Below are 16579 nucleotides of genomic sequence, written 5' to 3'. Positions count from 1 at the left end.
GTCGTATTGATATACCTTTGATTGGGTTTTTACTCCACCCGCGCTCCTCCGGAGCGCTAAAGAAAGCAAACCCTCACCAAGGTAAAACTTCAGAATTGAATTCCATCAGCAACTTGCCGTTCAAACGTGAAATCCCAAAATTGGACGTGCACTGAAAAAGAATCACGAGCCTTTCGCCAGCCTTTCCCAAAGGCTGAGCGTTGACGGAAAATCGCGTGCAATTCTAAATGGTCTCTTGTGAAATAGGTTTACTCACTAGTTGCCAACTTTTCAGGGTTTCACTTTTCATCGAAGCTTGTACGTCAAATCCAACATATAAATTAGTTCTCCAGTGTGGTTTGAAGAATCAAACTGCACAAGCAAAATCCGTTGCCCAAACTTGTCCACTAAACGTTATAAATATATCCGTTTTATTTCGCAGCCAGGTGATTTAAGTTGGAGAACGGCGCTCATAAGTTCGACCTTGATGGTGCATTCGTTCTAATCCCCAAGAAGCCCGATTTGAAATATCTCTACATAGAGATAACCAACCGCTGCAACCTCCGCTGTGAGATGTGCTTCAAGCAGTACTGGGAAGACGACGAAGGTGACATGGACTGGGATCTCTTCATCAAGATACTCGATGATGCAGAGGAGCTTCCAGAGCTGGAGATGATTTACTTTGGTGGCATAGGCGAGCCAACGGTTCACCCCCGCTTCATGGACATGGTCAGGGAAGTGAAGAGACGCGGCTTTGCCCTCGGCATAAGCACCAACGGATTCCTCCTTACGGACAAGCGAATAGAGGAGCTTGTGAAGCTTGGGGTTGACTTGATATACTTCTCGATCGATTCCGTACCGACGCAGCCAGTCGACATTGGACATATAAAGCCAGACTACACCGGATCCCGCATCAGGAAGATTCAGGAGGCCAAGAAAAAGCTGGGAAGGGACGTTCCCCACATAGGCGTTGAGGTCGTGGCGACAAAGGAGAACTACAAGGAGCTACCCGAGATAGCGCACTACGTTGGCTCTCTGGGTGTCGATACGCTACTCATCTCAAACATCATTCCCATAAACAAGGAGCATGCTGATATGATAGTCTACGATGGTAGCGTGGACATGAAGCCGATAGTTGACAAGCTCCAAGCCATCTACCATGGCTATCTACAGAAGATAGCAGAGTTCTCCCTGAGGACAGAACGGCACTGTGAGTTCATTGATAAGAAAGTGGCCGTAGTAAGGTGGGATGGTGAAGTAGCTCCCTGCTACCGCTTCTTGCACACATATCCTGAGATAGTCTTCGGCAGGGAGAAAATAGTCACCGCTTACTCCTTCGGCAATGTTCGGGAGAAGAGCCTAGCGGACATTTGGACGAGTAGGGAGTACAGTTGGTTCAGATTCGTCGTTAAGAACTCCCTCTATCCAAGCTGCACTGACTGTCCGCTCAATGGGTCCTGCTCCTTTGTCCAGGATACAAACTCCGACTGCTGGGGCAACAGCCCGAGCTGCGCGGACTGTCTATGGTCCAGGCGCATAGTCCTCTGCCCAATACCCGAAAAGGGTATGAAGGGCTTTTGGTAGCTCGACTATTTTTAATTTTCCTCGGAACCAATGTGCGGTTTTCCAACTTAGTTGTTCGGAAATGGTCTCAACTTTTTTGTTAAACAATTTTTCCTGTTAAACAAATCCACTTGCTTGATACATTTGTGTTTCCCTATCTTGCTTTCGTCAAGTTTATTAGCACTAGTGTACAAAAATGTTTCCGACAACAACTGGGGGGCATCGAAGCATGTTTGCATACTGGGGAAGAATTTTGAGGGTTAACCTAAGCACAGGCAAAATCAGTGAAGAGAAGTTCGACGAGAAGTTTGCCCAGAAGTGGCTTGGAACCAGAGGATTTGGTATCTACTACCTCCTGAAGGAGATAGACCCAACGGTTGACCCATTCAGTCCTGAAAACAAAATAATATACGCCACCGGCCCGTTGACTGGAACCACTGCCCCAACTGGCGGCAGATACATGGTTATAACCAAGAGCCCACTGACTGGCTATATAGCCATGGCCAACTCCGGTGGCTTCTTCGGAGCCGAGCTGAAGTTCGCTGGCTGGGACGCTATAATAGTCGAGGGCAAGGCTGATCACCCGGTTTACATATACATAAACGACGACCAGGTTGAAATCAGGGATGCAAGCCACCTCTGGGGCAAGCTCGTGAGCGAGACCGAGGAGAAACTCAGGGAAGAAGTCGGCGACAAGAGGGTTCGCATCGCCTCAATAGGCCCGGCAGGTGAGAACCTCGTCCGCTTCGCTGCGGTAATGAACGACGAGCACAGAGCAGCGGGAAGGGGCGGTGTCGGCGCCGTTATGGGAAGCAAGAACCTCAAGGCGATAGTCGTTCGCGGCCACAAGAGGGTTGAGGTGGCCGACAGGGCCAAGTTCACCAGCGTAGTGAAGGAGAAGATCGACAAGCTGAGGAACGATCCTGTTGCTGGCGGTGGACTGCCCAAGTATGGTACCGCAGTTCTTGTCAATATAATCAACCAGAATGGCCTCTACCCGACCAGGAACTTCCAGGACAGCCAGTTTGAGTACGCCGAAGAGCAGAGCGGTGAGGCCATGACCGCCAAATACCTCATCAGGAATAAGCCCTGTTACGCCTGTCCGATCGGCTGTGGAAGGGTTAACAAGCTCCCAACGGTCGGAGTCACCGAAGGTCCCGAATACGAGAGCATCTGGGCACTCGGAGCCCATCTTGGAATAAACGACCTGGCAAGCATCATAGAGGCTAACCACATGATAGACGAGCTCGGTATGGACACCATTTCAACCGGTGGAACCCTTGCCACTGCCATGGAGCTCTTCGAGAAGGGCCTCATCAAGCCTGAGGATCTCGGAGAGGAGGCTCCGCCCTTCAGGTGGGGCAACACCGAGGTTCTCCACTACTACCTCGAGAAGATAGCTAGAAGAGAGGGCTTCGGCGACAAGCTTGCCGAGGGTGGCTACAGACTTGCCGAGATGTACAACGGTACCGAGTACTTCATGGGCGTCAAGAAGCAGGAGCTTCCGGCCTACGACCCGAGGGGTGCAGAGGGTCATGGCCTTGGTTACGCTACCAACAACCGCGGTGGCTGCCACATCAAGCAGTACATGATAAGCCCGGAGATCCTCGGCTACCCGTACAAGATGGATCCGCACGACATCAGCGACGAGAAGGTCAAGATGGTCATAATCTTCCAGGACCTTACCGCGTTGATAGACGCCGCGGGTCTGTGTGTATTCACAACCTTCGGACTTGGTGCGGACGACTACCGCGACATGCTTAATGCAGCTCTCGGATGGGACCTCACTACCGAGGAGTACCTCAAGATCGGAGAGCGCATCTGGAACGCAGAGAGGCTCTTCAACCTCAAGGCCGGCCTCGATCCACTCAAGGAGGACACTCTACCCAAGCGCCTTCTTGAGGAGCCGGTCAGACAGGGTCCGAACAAGGGAAGGGTCGTCAGGCTCAAGGAGATGCTTCCGAGGTACTATGCACTCCGCGGCTGGACCGAGGATGGAAGAATTCCCGAGGAGAAGCTCAAGGAGCTCGGCCTGAACGAGTTCTGAATTCTCTTGTCTTTTCTTTAATATATTGTTGTTTCTCCAATATTCTGGGGTTCCTACGGAGGCCCGTGCACATCGTGCTACATTGTTCCCTGTTGAGGATTATATGTTAGTTTTCTCTCAATATAACTTACAATCTGTTGTGTTTTAAGTTTACGTAAAACAACTAAAATCGCCCAGTTATACCGACCATATGTAATAATACGCTTTAAAATCGAAAGATTTATACGGTAGATGTCCAGAGAAGTGCCTTGATGACGGGTAGAGTACCCGGATGGTTCAATGCGCTAAAATCCAACAAGGGGGTATATGAATGAAAGGTTGGAAAGCAGCTGTGGTTGCACTCTTTCTTGTTGGTCTAATTGCAGGGACTGCAGCAGCTGTGCCAACAAAGCCAATCGCAGTGAGCCCTGTACAGGAAAAGAACTATGGACTCTTGACTCCGGGACTCTTCAAGAAGGTCCAGGGTATGAACTGGAACCAGGATATTAGCACCGTTATAATGTTCAACAGCCCAGCTGACCGCGACAGGGCAGTGCAGATTCTCAAGATAATGGGCGCTGAGATTAAGTACAGCTACAAGATTATACCTGCGGTTGCAGTTAAAATAAAGGTCAAGGATCTCCTTCTCGTTGCGGGAATGATCGACTCAGGCTTCTTTGGAAACAGCAAGCTGTCCGGTGTGAGGTTTATCCAGGAGGACTACAAGGTTCAGGCCGCTGACTCAACGTCAGTTGCTCAGATTCAGGCCGATGCCGTATGGAACCTCGGTTACGATGGCACTGGAATAGTCGTTGCGGTTATCGATACCGGTATCGACGCCAACCACCCTGACCTCCAGGGTAAAGTCATCGCTTGGTACGATGCCGTGAACGGAAAGACCACCCCGTACGATGACAACGGTCATGGAACCCACGTTGCTGGTATTGTCGCAGGAACAGGTGCCGCGAGCAACGGCCAGTACATCGGTGTCGCTCCGGGCGCCAAGCTCGTCGGCGTCAAGGTTCTTGCCGCTGACGGTTCTGGAAGCATATCAGACATTATAGCCGGTGTTGACTGGGTAGTCCAGAACAAGGACGCTTATGGAATTAAGGTCATCAACCTCTCCCTCGGTTCAAGTCAGAGCTCCGACGGTACTGATTCACTCAGCCAGGCGGTCAACGCCGCTTGGGATGCGGGCCTTGTTGTCTGTGTCGCAGCTGGAAACAGCGGTCCTAACACCTACACCGTCGGTTCTCCAGCTGCTGCCAGTAAGGTCATAACCGTGGGTGCCGTTGATAGCACCGACACTATAGCCAGCTTCTCAAGCAGGGGTCCGACCGCCGACGGCAGGCTTAAGCCGGAGGTTGTCGCTCCGGGTGTTGACATCATTGCCCCGAGGGCCGCCGGAACCAGCATGGGAACCCCGATTGACACCTACTACACCAAGGCCTCCGGAACCAGCATGGCCACCCCGCACGTCGCTGGAGTTGCCGCCTTGCTCCTCCAGGCTCACCCGGACTGGACCAACAGCAAGATCAAGACTGCCCTCATTGAGACCGCCGACATAGTGGCCCCAGCTGAAATAGCCGACATCGCATACGGTGCAGGTAGGGTCAATGTCTACAAGGCCATCAACTACGACAACTACGCCAAGCTTGTCTTCACCGGCTCCGTCGCGGATAAGGGAAGCGTCAGTCACACCTTCGACATAAGCGGCGCGACTTTCGTCACCGCTACCCTTTACTGGGACAACAGCGCCAGTGACATTGACCTCTATCTCTACGACCCGAACGGCAACCAGGTCGACTACTCCTACACCTCCTACTACGGATTCGAGAAGGTTGGTTATTATAACCCAACCGCTGGAACCTGGACGATTAAGGTTGTCAGCTACAGCGGTGCCGCCAACTACCAGGTCGACGTTGTCAGTGATGGAACTCTCAGCCAGTCTACCGGAACCACTCCGACGCCCACTCCTACCCCAACTCCCACCACCGACAGCCAGACCTTCACTGGTTATGTCCACGACTGGTACGACAAGAGCGACAGCTTCACCATGACCGTCAACAGCGGAGCTACCAAGATAACCGGTGACCTCACCTTCGACACTTCACTCCACGACCTTGACCTCTATCTCTACGATCCGAACGGCAACCTCGTCGACCGCTCCGAGACCTCCACCAGCTACGAGCACGTCGAATATCTTAACCCGGCTCCTGGAACATGGAAGTTCATAGTCTACGCCTACAACACCTACGGCTGGGCCAGCTACCAGCTTGACGTCGTTGTCTACTACGGTTGATTTTTAAGCCTCTTTTCTCTTTTCATTTGAGGTGATAGCCATGAGAAAAGTTCTCACAGCAATGTTCTTTGTTATGATCATCTTATCATCTGTTCCTCTCACAAACGCTAAAATCGAGCCCTACGTATACAAGCCGACCGTACCTGACACGGCCTTTTCAGTTCTTGCCCTCTATGAAACTGGTGACTATGCGAAGGTTCTCGAGGGCTGCGAGTGGCTGATGATGCTCAGGACACCTTTTGACTCATGGGGGTTCGCATACGGCGAAGACCACGAAGCCAAGTACACCGCGATGGCGATACTCGCGCTCATAAGGGGCGAGAGGATAGCTAGTGGAAGGTACAATACCACCATAAACAGCGCCGCTTATTGGCTCATCTACAAGCAGAATCCAGACGGCTCCTGGCAGGACTATACCGACACTGCCCTCGCACTTATTGCCCTCAGGGAGTTCCTCAATAGCGGCTATCTCAACGAGAAGCTTCCAGGGTTTAGGAAGCAGGTTCAGGAGGCAATAGACAGGGCCCAGGGTTGGCTTATGGCCGCACAGCCGAAGAACGACGTCGAGAGAGTATTTGGCTATATGGCTTTGGGAAAAAAGGAAGACCTGAAGAAGATGGAAGTTGTGGGTGAACTGGCGGCATACTGGGCATTTGCACTCGCCTATATGGGTGAGAGGACTGAGTTGACTGAGGACTTTCAGAGCACGGTAGCAATAGCAATGGCCCTCTACGCTACCGGTAGTGAAAAATACCGCGAGGAACTCCTCAAGAGAGAACACTTCGGCTTCTGGGGGATTCTTCACTATCGCGTCCTCGACCTGTTGAGCGCTTCGAAGATAAGTGGTTTTGAGGACTTAAAGCCGATAGCCTGCCCTTATATTGACAAGATAACACCCAACGACGACTGGGAGAAGGTGATTCTCGCCGACTACTATATAGCCTGTGGCAAGAAGCCCAAACTCCCTACCAACTACTCGGCTCTGCTCCCATGGCAGATCGCTGAAGTAGCGAGAGTTAAGGCCCTGCTCAGCGAGGATTATGAAGATGCTGTCAGCTACCTCCTCAAGATATCTAAGGATGGCATCTGGAAGGACTTCTACAACACGGAATACGTCGTCTGGGTGCTCAAGAATCTTGGTGTGAACTATGACTATGCCAGGTCTCTAGAATATCTCCAGGAGAACCTCACTTGGATGCTCGAGACGAAAGATTCCAAAACAGGCAACCCGATTTACTACAACACGCCCACCTACTACTTCGCTTACGCGGCCATCGTCTTCAAGGAGTTTGGCCTCGAAAGGCCCCTTAACGAGAGCCTCAGCATCCTCGCAGAAAGACAGTATCCTAACGGCGGCTGGCCATACACTCAGGGCTCGGTGGTAGGACTGACGTCCACGACCAGGGTTCTGTGGGCCCTCCAGGAGGCAGGGCTTACGGATACCTCAATATACGAGAAGGGAGTTCAGTTCCTCAGGACCATACTCTACGTTGACATACCAGAGCCCGAGGAAAGCGGGAATGCAGTAAAGCTGGCCAATGCGACGTTCCTTCTCGTGAGAAATGGACTTTACATCGGTAACTCTACGAACAGCGCAGATGTTAGCAGCTTGGACGGCTACGTGGTCATTTATCCCTCTCAGAGTCCACTGATGATTAATGCCTATAAGGTTGATGGCTTCATCGCCAGCGAGCCGGCACCAAGTGAAAGGATGACATACGTCTACATGATAGCAGGAGCAGTTCTGATAACACTTGCCGTTGTGGTGTCAAGGTCCTGGAAGAAACGAAATAAAAGGTGATCTAAAGGCCTTTCCTCATTTTTCCTACCCTGAATCTCACGAACTCTTTCAGAAACTCTTCGTCAAAGTATGTTTTTCTTCCATCAAGATATGCCTCGTATATTCTAACCGCATCACCATCGCCGAGATCTTTCAGCGTTTTAAGGACGTCGTCCTTCTTCAGGCCAGAGCCATTCAACACCATCATCAAGGATCGCGAAGAAGTCAACATCGCTCGTTCCGGGAATGAAGTTGCCCCCAACCAGCGAGCCGAAGAGAATTAAAGAGTGGAGGCCGGGAACCCGGCCGAGCTTTTGCCTCAAGCATTCTATGAGGCCTTCAACCTTCATGTGGTCGAGGCTTCCTCGTCGTTGTAGATGTCCCAGTTCTCTATTTTTTCCTCGTAGCCCTTTGAGCCTTCCAGGGTCTGAATCCTGAACATGTAGCTCTTGTACCAGTTGTAGGACGGCTTGACCTTAACCGGAAGGAGCTTCCAGGCCCTGGTCTCCTCCTCGTAGCCCCAGTTGACGTACTCGTTGAAGTTCCTGATGATGTCCGTTATGACGACGTTGAACTCGTTGAGGAGAACCCTCTGTATATCGCGCCACTTGTCTAGAGAGCTCTCGCGTCTGGTTATACCGAAGTAGCCGGCGCAACCGGGGCCCTTGAGGGTGGCGATTCCCCTGCCGACGAAGGCCCTTATAGCGTCAACAGTCTCAGGCGGATCTGTGATGAAGGTGTCGAACTTGTGGAGGGCATAGTCGGGAAGCGGCTCCCTGAGGTCAAAGGTGAACATCTCGATATTGCTGAAGCCTATCTCGTCCGCGACCTTCTCGATGAACTTAACAAGCCTCTCGTCGATGTCGAGGACGGCTATCCTTTTCGGAAGGCCGCTGAGCATCAGGGCAACACTGGTGAGGTCGTCATCACCCAGGACAAAGACCTCCTTGTTCTCAAGGTCGCCCCTCGTGTGCATCAGGGCAATCCTTGCCACGGTGGTCTCTGGCGTAACGTAAGCCTGGTCAAAGTCGTGGAGCGGCTGGGGCCTGTCCTTGACGATCTCCTTGAACTGCTCGAGCAGATCGCTGAAGGCGTCGAGCTCGACGGTCTTGCCCTCGCAGTGGGAGCAGGTGTAGTCCTTTCTCGACCCGATTCCATACTTCTCCACCAGCTCCTTGCCCTTGGCGGTGAGCCTCACGCCGTTCTCCTCGAAAGCGATGTAGCCGAGCTCGTGGAGGGCCGTTATCACCGCGACGACCAGCGGAAGCGGCTCCTCGCTGAGGTCAACTATGCGCCAGACATCGCTGCTCGCGAGAACCGCGCTCAGAACGTTCTCAATGGTCCTATCATAAACGGGAATGCTCGTCTTCTCCTTAACCCTCTCAACTATCTCCCTCATTTCAAGCACCTCCAGAAGGATTTTGGTTCGTGAACGGGGTTAAGGTGAGGCGCTTTTAAATGTTTTCCACAGTGGTAAAGTTAATAAGTCTCCCAACTTTTGCTTCTCTGATGCTGAGGATTGTTGGATATGACTTTATCAAGCGCTATCGTCTCGAATACAACCGCGAGGCCCTTGAGCAGGTTAGGCCTTACATCGGCGAGAGGGCTTACTCCCGTCTCAGAGCCCTCCTGGAGTACCGCCTAACAGGTAAAGACTTCGACCGCTCACCCGTTGGTGAAAAAATAGTCCTGGCTTTCTCTGCCGGCTCTGACAGTACCTCAACCCTCAAAATCCTCCGCTGGGCTGGCTTCGAGGTTGTACCAGTTACGGCAAAGCTCCCCCAGATGAACGAAGGGGTTATCGAGAAGGCCAAAAGCTACGGCGCGGTTTTTGTTGATATTCCTGGTTATCTTGAGGCGATGACTGAGCAGATGAACAAGGGTGCTCCGATCTGTGGCCGCTGCCATTCGATGGTCATAAAGGCCGTTGAGGACTACGCGAGAGAAATAGGTGCCAAAATCGTAGCCAGCGGTGACTTGCTGAGCTCTGGCCTTATTTCCATCTACAAGAACGGAGATCTGATAACGCTTAACTTCCCGGCCTTTCTGGCCCTTGATAAAGCTGAGATAATCGAGCTGATTGGTGGGAAGTACGATCTCAAGTTTGGCTGCCCTCTCCTATGGGAAACCTTCAGAAAAGCCCCAAGTGTGAAGCGCTTCTCGATTCAAAGGGTTCTCCGTGAGCTTAGAGCCAGGGCAATAACCCCAAAAATAGCAGAGGCATTGATATTCGATATCCTATCCCGTTGATTACCCATTTCTGACCCAAAAGGTTTAAATTTGTTATCTTGAACTTCGCTTAGGTGGTGAATTATGGTAACCAAAGAAGAGGTAATGGAGAAGGTTAAAGCGGTAGTTGATGAGAAGTACGTTAAGGGGCTTGAAATCGGTGAGGATGGTTCTGTAACAATTACCCTCTCAAAAGACACGCCAGACATCGACAACGTTCTCATAAGGCTCAACACTGAGCTCCAGAAGATCGAGGGAATTGGCACAATCACGATAAACCGTGAGAGGGACAAGCAGGTCGATGACAACGCCGAAGTAACAAGAGAAATGATACTCGAGAAGCTCAAGGAAGTCATCGACCCAGAAATCGGCGTTGATGTTGTCAATCTGGGCCTTATATACGAGCTGGACATCAGGCCAGACAAGACAGTTTACGTCAAGATGACGATGACCACCCCTGGCTGCCCGCTGACGATGTGGATTCTCAGGGCTGTCGAGGATAAGATACTCGAGATTCCGGGCGTTAAAGACGCCGAAATCGAGCTCACCTTCGACCCACCGTGGACGCCGGACAGGATAAGCGATGAGTACAAAAAGAAACTCGGACTTTATTGACCCATCCTGTTCCTCTCTGTGCATGAGAGTCCAATTTTTCTCCTTCTTCCACGAATTTTCGTCGTTTTGAGTCTTTTTCCTCGACGAAAAGTTTATATTCGCCGAAGTTCATCTAAAAGCGGTGATGTGCCATGGCGTGGAAGGTTATGGTTGACCAGGACACCTGTATTGGAGATGCCATCTGTGCTAGCCTCTGCCCGGACGTCTTCGAGATGAACGACGAGGGCAAGGCAGTTCCGGTTGTGGAGGTTATCGAGGACGAGAACCTCTACAACTGCGCAGTTGAGGCCGCTGAGGCCTGCCCGGTCAGCGCTATCGTCATTGAGGAGGCTTGAAGCCTCTCCTTTTTCATTCTCACTATTCGTCGTTTTCCTTCCCATTGCCCTTCAGTTTTTGGTACTCCTTCAAAATCCACAAGTTATCAACAGTACCCTAACAACATAATAAAGGAATAAAAACAGCCCATCAGGCTCCCGTCAGCCACAGGGTCCATTGGGGCGGCCAATCCAATCTTCTCTGTCAGTCGAGTCCCAGCCCGAACCTCTCCGCTTGCTCAAGCACGTACTCCCTTATCTCCGTCGCCTTTGGAAGCTCTGCCACTATTTCACCGTTTTCGATGAGCGGCTTTAAGAGCGGCTCGACTTTCGCCCCACAGACTGGACACCTTTCCAGCTTTTTATCTGCTGAAACCCTGTGGTAATGGCCGTTCTCACAGCGGTATATCTGCTTCCTTCCGCTGAGCTTGCCACGCTTGGTGAAAGGCTTTCCTTCGATCTCGACTATGTCAAGGGAGAAGTCTATAGGTTTCGCACTGGCTATGGACGAGCCAACGCCAAAAGCATCTGCGATGTCCACTATCTCCCTTATGCTCTCCTCGTTTAGGCCTCCACTGACGAAGATTTTAACGTGCTCGTAACCCCTTAGGTCGAGCTCCCAGCGGACCTCTTCGATTATCCTCCTGAAGTTGCCCCTCCTCGAGCCGGGCGTGTCGAGCCTCACCGCGGTCAGGCGTTCTCCTAAGGCTTCAGCTGCCATCAGAGCCTCAAACTTCTCGTCGCAGATGGTGTCAACCAGCGCTGTCCTTGGCACCTCCGGCTCGACGACCTCGTCGAAGTACTTCCAGGCCTTCACCTGGTCACCTACGGTAAGAATCAGCGCGTGAGGCATCGTTCCAACGGGCTTTTCACCTATCATCTCCGCCCCGAGAACGCCGCTCACCCCGTCGCAGCCGCCTATGAATGCCGAGCGGTCAATCATTGGGGCTATGGCAGGATGCATGTGCCTTATGCCAAAGGAATAGACTGGCTTGAAGTTCGCGGCGATCTTGACCCTCAATGCTGCGGTGGCTATACCGCTCGCCTGACTGAGCATTCCGAGTAAGGCAGTCTCGTAGATGCCGAATTCCTCGTAGTATCCTTCAATCTGAAGAACAGGCTCATAGGGGTGGAATATCGTTCCCTCTGGCATGGCGTAGACGTTCACCGGCAGGCCTTCGAGGAGCTTGGCAACTTCTTCGATTCCAGCCAGAACTCCCCACTTCCAGCCCTTTGGAAGTCCCGTCGTGGTTACGTCGGCGAAGACTCTCCTGTGGATTCCCCTTTCGACCAATATCTTTCTCGTTCTGATGAAGTAAATATCCGTCGTCTTTCCAGCCTTTATATCCTCCTCGTGAGCTATGTAAAAGCTCCTCATATCGACCACCAAATTTAGAAAACATGGAAAAAGCTTAAGCCTTTCGGCTACAGACTGAATTCCTCTGGGATCTCATCCTCTGGATCGCAGGTCAGGAAGGGCAGTGAGCCACACTCGGAGTATACAAAAAGAAGGACGGGTATTACGCTTAGGGCACCTACCGAGTAGTTGCCACTTTTAAAGGCGTAGACCAGCATTGCTATCACTAGTACTATCATAGCTATCCTAAATGCTTTTTCTCGAGGATTTTTCTCACATCCCAACTTTCTCACCTCAATTGAATTTTGTCTTTCCATACATAACACTTTCTACCCACGTTTGTGAACACCTGCGTTCAGGTTATATTTCCTGAATTCGAAGCAATATGATGAGTGATTTCCCTAGGCGTTGCCCTGTAGGATATGATAGCAAAGGTGCGCCCAAAACCACGATCTTGATGCTTGCCCCGTCGGTCTTCGAGCTTGTATACAGGGGGCCTTCTTCTCTTGATCGTTAGGAAATCCCTGTCTCCTGACCTGATAGGGAAAAGGGTTATACTTTGAAGGGAACTTCCTCCTTATCTCCTCCCTCGATTTTGTGAAGTTCCCGCCTGTAAGCCTCCAACGGTCGATCTTCAACCTTCAGGTAGCCCGCGAAGGTCTTTGGTCTCTCCTCGAGCTCGTCGAAGAACCTCGGATAGTTCTTATCCCTAATGATGTGGTGGTCGAGTATTATCTCTGCTCCTGTTTCGCGGATTATCTCGTTGAGGTTTTTAATGCCCGCCTGCCAGCTTCCCTCAGCGCGCTTACCGAGGTATGCCGGTGGTCCCCCAGTTATGAGAAAATCTGGAACCTTCTCGATTATCCACTCTACAGCTTTTTTGTTGAGCAACTGAATATCGCTCGCGTGGATTACTCTCTTAGAGCCGTCATCGATGAGCGTCATCACAACGAAGCCGAGCCTAGAACCTTCGCTTCCATGGGGAACGGCTGGAGAGAACTCCAACTCAACGCCGCCGAGGTCAAAAGATTTGCCGTCCGCGAACTCAATCTTCTCCGCTATCGGTTCGACGTTTTTGAGGAAGACCCAGGCCCTCTTTTTCTGGCTGAAGTTTATGTTTTCCCGTGGGTGCTTTATGAAAAGGAGCTTTCTCTCGTATATCTCCCTCGCGTAGCTCTCGCTTGAGCTCTCGTACAGACCTTCGAAGAACGGTGTGTAGTGGTCGTAATGGTAGTGGGATATAACGACAGCATCACTCCTTCGCGCGTAGCCCTGAAGCTTTCTCCTCATCTGTTGGAGGGCGCCTATTTCAGCCTTAGCTGGTGGAAGGCCGTAGCGCTTCGGCCCGAGGGCGACACCGGGGTCGATGAGAATTTTTATTCCTCCAGCTTCCACGAACGTTGCCAGGCTCCTCACCCCAAGACTTTCGGCCGCGAGAGGAACGATGCGCATGGTCTTAGTTCGAGGTTTTCCTTTAAAGGTTGCTTCTCGTGCTCACACTTTGTTTATCCTGACATTAATCCCGTCGCATCCAATGGACTCTCTGATGGTTAAGATCAGACCATGAGCAGTTCTTTATAGGAGTCGAACTGCTTGTCTGGTAGTGCAGGAGACAGATCGCTCAACGATATACTCGTTTTCGCCCACCTGAAGGATCCTCTTTTTGTAGTCACTAGTGGCCCCCTAAAATCATCCATTTCCAAAACGGAGATCATTTGAGACATTTTTGATTTCTATGGCAATGAGGAGACTCATGGCAACATGAAGCCATTCGTTCAGTTCAGTCTGTGAGAAAACTAAACTCTTTCTACGGTTTTAATTAAGAATCCAAAACTGTAACTACTATAGTTACACAAATTTTATATCTCGGACTTTTTTCACGTTCTCATAGGGGTGCTGTATGAACAAGCGTTATGTCCTGAATCTACAAGAAATTAGCAGAAAAGATATCCATCTTGTAGGCGGCAAGGCTGCCGTCCTTGGCGAGCTGTTGGCTTCAGGTTTTCCAGTTCCACCTGGTTTCGTTGTAACGACTCTTGCCTATGATCTCTTTGTCTCAAGAAACCATCTGGACGAGGTCATTGAGCGCGCCCTGAAAGAGAGACCCGTTAATGGTGAGGCCATTAGAAAAGCATTCCTAAGCGCCCCAATACCAGAAGAGATGGCGCAAGCTATTCGTACTGCTTACCAAGCTATGGGATCCGGGCCCGTTGCCGTGCGCTCGACTGCAACGGCTGAAGACATGCCTAATGCTGCGTTTGCTGGACAGCATGAGACTTTTCTTAACGTAGTCGGTTCCGATGCCGTTGTAGAGGCCGTACGCCGATGCTGGGTTTCTCTATGGGACGACCGTGCAATAGCCTACCGTGAGAAGATGGGAATAGACCACAGAATGGCAAAAATGGCCGTTATAGTTCAACGCATGGTACCAGCTGAGGCTTCGGGCGTTATGTTCACGGCCAATCCCATCACGGGGGCACGGGACGAAGTGGTCATAAACGTGAACGTTGGACTCGGTGAGGCCGTTGTATCTGGTCTGGTGACACCGGATCACTACGTCCTTCGCAAAACCCGTTTTGGCTGGCGCATTGTAGAGAGACGTTTTGGTCGGAGAGAAGTTGTTGTTAAGCCCAAGGCTGATGGAGGAGTTGAAGAGATCAAAACATCGAATGTCACTCAACCGGTTGTGTCGGACGATATTTTAAAAAAGCTCGCAGACCTCGGCATTAAAATCCAGAGCTATTTTGGCAGACCGCAGGACATCGAGTGGGCATTAGCCAACGGGGAAATATTCATACTTCAGGCGCGTCCCATTACCACACTCCCCGAACCCCTGCCTAGATTGGGCAAACTCAACAGGATGCTCATAAGGACTCTAGCAGAGATAATCCCGGAGAGGCCCTATCCGCTGGACATGGCGTGGATTGAGACCATTTTCTCCAGTGCCGTAGGACAGATTGCGCGTTATTTCGGCATCAAGGTGCCTGCTTTGGAACAGATCTTTGTGGAGGAGGACGGTATAACTGTAAAAGTTCGCCCTGACTTCTCCATACGTCCCTCATGGGAGGTGTTGCTGGCACCCTTCCGGCTGATATGGCTGGCTTTACGGTACGACTCAGCAAAATGGGAATCCGACCCGCTCCTCTCCGAGATTCAAGCCCGCGTTGATTCGCTGAAAAAGCGCGATCCGGAAGAAAGCACGTGGGAGGAGCTTCTTGATACGGTGCACGAGGCGCTCTCAATACCGTCACTGGCGGGTGAAATACGTAAACGGTATCTCCCCAGAGCCTTGATATCTGCTGGGATAATATCCCTCTCACTGCGGACGCTTAGGCGCAGGCACCTGCTCTCAACCCTCCTCTTTACATGCATTAACACAAAAGTTACAGAGGCAAATACTGAACTGGAGAAGCTCTCAGAGATGGTAAGGAAAAACCCTGAACTTATGGAGCTCTTCCGCAAATATGAGCCGAAACAGCTGATTTCTGTTCTCGAAAAAACGCCAGCAGGTCAAGAATTCCTATCCGAATTCGAGGCATTCCTCGAAAAATACGGGCATCGTGAAGCTAGGGGCTCGGCGTTGATTTCTCATGGAACGTGGAGGGAGGAGCCGGAGGTTGTGCTTGGAATAGTCGCAAGTCTCGCCACCTCGGAGGTGAAACATGGAGACTCCTGTGCGAGATTCAGAGAGGCCCTCGATCAGGTACTGGCCCATCCACTGCTGCGTTTACGGCCTTTCCGCTCCATGTTCCTGAGCGTTCTTGAAGAAGCGCGTCAGCTCCACAGGCTCCGCGAGGACGGGCGCTTTTACGCTATGATGCCAATACCGATACTAAGGCGCGCTCTATTGACAATGGGCAAACGCCTAGTAGATGCCGGAGTACTGGAGGTTCCCCAGGACATCTTCTACCTAAAGCTAAGTGAAATAGAGCAGATAAAGAAGTGGCCACTCTCAGAAGATACTGCAGAGAAACTCCGTGCTCTAGTGTCTCGGAGGAAGGAAAAATGGGCGAGCCTAAAAGACAAGCCCTTCATAGACCCGCGGCTGTTGTACGTCCAAGATACCTCTGAGGATGCACAGAGGGCTCTGCTGGTCGGCATACCCGGCAGTCCAGGAGTGGCAGAGGGTCCCGCTCGTATAATCAGAGACAGTTCAGAATTCCACAAGCTCCAGCCTGGAGATGTGCTAGTTGCACCTTACACAACTCCAGCCTGGACACCCCTCTTCCGGCTGGCGATGGCGGTGGTGGTTGATACCGGCGGGCCATTGTCCCATGCTGCCATTGTCGCACGCGAGTACGGCATTCCTGCAGTTATGGGAACCGGGATGGCAACAAAAGTGCTCAAGGACGGGCAGTACATCCGGGTTGACGGCAACAGGGGGTTGGTCTTCCCCGTTGAGACCGAGTGAGAG

At 51.5% G+C, this 16579-nt stretch carries 14 protein-coding genes; 8 read left to right on the top strand and 6 right to left on the bottom strand.

Going from position 1 to position 16579, the window contains the following annotated elements; genetic code table 11:
- The first annotated feature begins 435 nt into the window (after window positions 1-435).
- The 4 genes from E3E32_RS09250 (at window position 436) to E3E32_RS09235 (ending at window position 7671) form a co-directional block, all read left to right on the top strand.
- Window positions 436-1563 (top strand): tungsten cofactor oxidoreductase radical SAM maturase, encoded by a 1128-nt coding sequence (locus E3E32_RS09250; protein WP_167731451.1) that lies wholly within the window; start codon window positions 436-438, stop codon window positions 1561-1563.
- A 208-nt stretch (window positions 1564-1771) separates the two neighbouring features.
- Window positions 1772-3589 (top strand): aldehyde ferredoxin oxidoreductase family protein, encoded by a 1818-nt coding sequence (locus E3E32_RS09245; protein ID WP_167731450.1) that lies wholly within the window; start codon window positions 1772-1774, stop codon window positions 3587-3589.
- Window positions 3590-3899: 310 nt separating this feature from the next.
- A complete protein-coding gene (locus tag E3E32_RS09240) occupies window positions 3900-5870 on the top strand; it encodes a S8 family serine peptidase (RefSeq protein ID WP_167731449.1) in 1971 nt (656 codons plus the stop codon).
- 40 nt (window positions 5871-5910) lie between these two features.
- Window positions 5911-7671: a prenyltransferase/squalene oxidase repeat-containing protein gene (locus tag E3E32_RS09235; protein WP_167731636.1), complete on the top strand. Its 1761-nt coding sequence runs from the start codon at window positions 5911-5913 to the stop codon at window positions 7669-7671.
- A 1-nt stretch (window position 7672) separates the two neighbouring features.
- Here E3E32_RS09235 and E3E32_RS10140 read toward each other — a convergent pair whose 3' ends face one another.
- The 3 genes from E3E32_RS10140 to bpsA are packed head-to-tail and all read right to left on the bottom strand — an operon-like array spanning window position 7673 to window position 9049.
- On the bottom strand, window positions 7673-7849 hold the full coding sequence (locus tag E3E32_RS10140; protein ID WP_240910609.1) for a hypothetical protein: 177 nt from the start codon (window positions 7847-7849) through the stop codon (window positions 7673-7675).
- On the bottom strand, window positions 7812-8000 hold the full coding sequence (locus E3E32_RS10135; RefSeq protein ID WP_240910608.1) for a nucleotidyltransferase domain-containing protein: 189 nt from the start codon (window positions 7998-8000) through the stop codon (window positions 7812-7814). Before E3E32_RS10135 ends, E3E32_RS10140 begins: the two co-directional genes overlap by 38 nt.
- A complete protein-coding gene (gene bpsA, locus E3E32_RS09225; RefSeq protein WP_167710841.1) occupies window positions 7997-9049 on the bottom strand; it encodes a N(4)-bis(aminopropyl)spermidine synthase in 1053 nt (350 codons plus the stop codon). Before bpsA ends, E3E32_RS10135 begins: the two co-directional genes overlap by 4 nt.
- A 110-nt stretch (window positions 9050-9159) precedes the next feature.
- On the opposite strand from bpsA, the gene E3E32_RS09220 reads away from it, so the two are divergent.
- The 3 genes from E3E32_RS09220 to E3E32_RS09210 all read left to right on the top strand — a co-directional run bounded on the left by E3E32_RS09220 (window position 9160) and on the right by E3E32_RS09210 (window position 10829).
- Window positions 9160-9900 (top strand): ATPase, encoded by a 741-nt coding sequence (locus tag E3E32_RS09220; protein WP_167731448.1) that lies wholly within the window; start codon window positions 9160-9162, stop codon window positions 9898-9900.
- 63 nt (window positions 9901-9963) lie between these two features.
- Window positions 9964-10494 carry a metal-sulfur cluster assembly factor gene (locus E3E32_RS09215; protein ID WP_167731447.1) on the top strand — a complete coding sequence of 177 codons (531 nt, stop codon included), beginning with the start codon at window positions 9964-9966 and terminating at the stop codon, window positions 10492-10494.
- A gap of 131 nt (window positions 10495-10625) precedes the next feature.
- Complete coding sequence (locus tag E3E32_RS09210; protein WP_012572323.1) at window positions 10626-10829, top strand: ferredoxin; 204 nt, start codon at window positions 10626-10628, stop codon at window positions 10827-10829.
- Between the two features lie 184 nt (window positions 10830-11013).
- Here E3E32_RS09210 and E3E32_RS09205 read toward each other — a convergent pair whose 3' ends face one another.
- The 3 genes from E3E32_RS09205 to E3E32_RS09195 form a co-directional block, all read right to left on the bottom strand.
- On the bottom strand, window positions 11014-12186 hold the full coding sequence (locus tag E3E32_RS09205; protein WP_167731446.1) for a nicotinate phosphoribosyltransferase: 1173 nt from the start codon (window positions 12184-12186) through the stop codon (window positions 11014-11016).
- A 47-nt stretch (window positions 12187-12233) separates the two neighbouring features.
- Window positions 12234-12449 carry a hypothetical protein gene (locus E3E32_RS09200; protein WP_167731445.1) on the bottom strand — a complete coding sequence of 72 codons (216 nt, stop codon included), beginning with the start codon at window positions 12447-12449 and terminating at the stop codon, window positions 12234-12236.
- A gap of 268 nt (window positions 12450-12717) precedes the next feature.
- Window positions 12718-13617 carry an MBL fold metallo-hydrolase gene (locus E3E32_RS09195; protein WP_167731444.1) on the bottom strand — a complete coding sequence of 300 codons (900 nt, stop codon included), beginning with the start codon at window positions 13615-13617 and terminating at the stop codon, window positions 12718-12720.
- Window positions 13618-14065: 448 nt separating this feature from the next.
- Here E3E32_RS09195 and E3E32_RS09190 point away from each other — a divergent pair, with 448 nt between their 5' ends.
- Window positions 14066-16576 carry a PEP/pyruvate-binding domain-containing protein gene (locus tag E3E32_RS09190; protein WP_167731443.1) on the top strand — a complete coding sequence of 837 codons (2511 nt, stop codon included), beginning with the start codon at window positions 14066-14068 and terminating at the stop codon, window positions 16574-16576.
- The last annotated feature ends 3 nt before the right edge of the window (window positions 16577-16579 follow it).

The organism is Thermococcus sp. GR6 (genome assembly GCF_012027415.1).
In the GTDB taxonomy this organism is placed as follows: Archaea; Methanobacteriota_B; Thermococci; order Thermococcales; family Thermococcaceae; genus Thermococcus; species Thermococcus onnurineus.
Note: the sequence above shows the minus strand (reverse complement) of the source record. Positions and strands in the feature narration are given on the sequence as shown.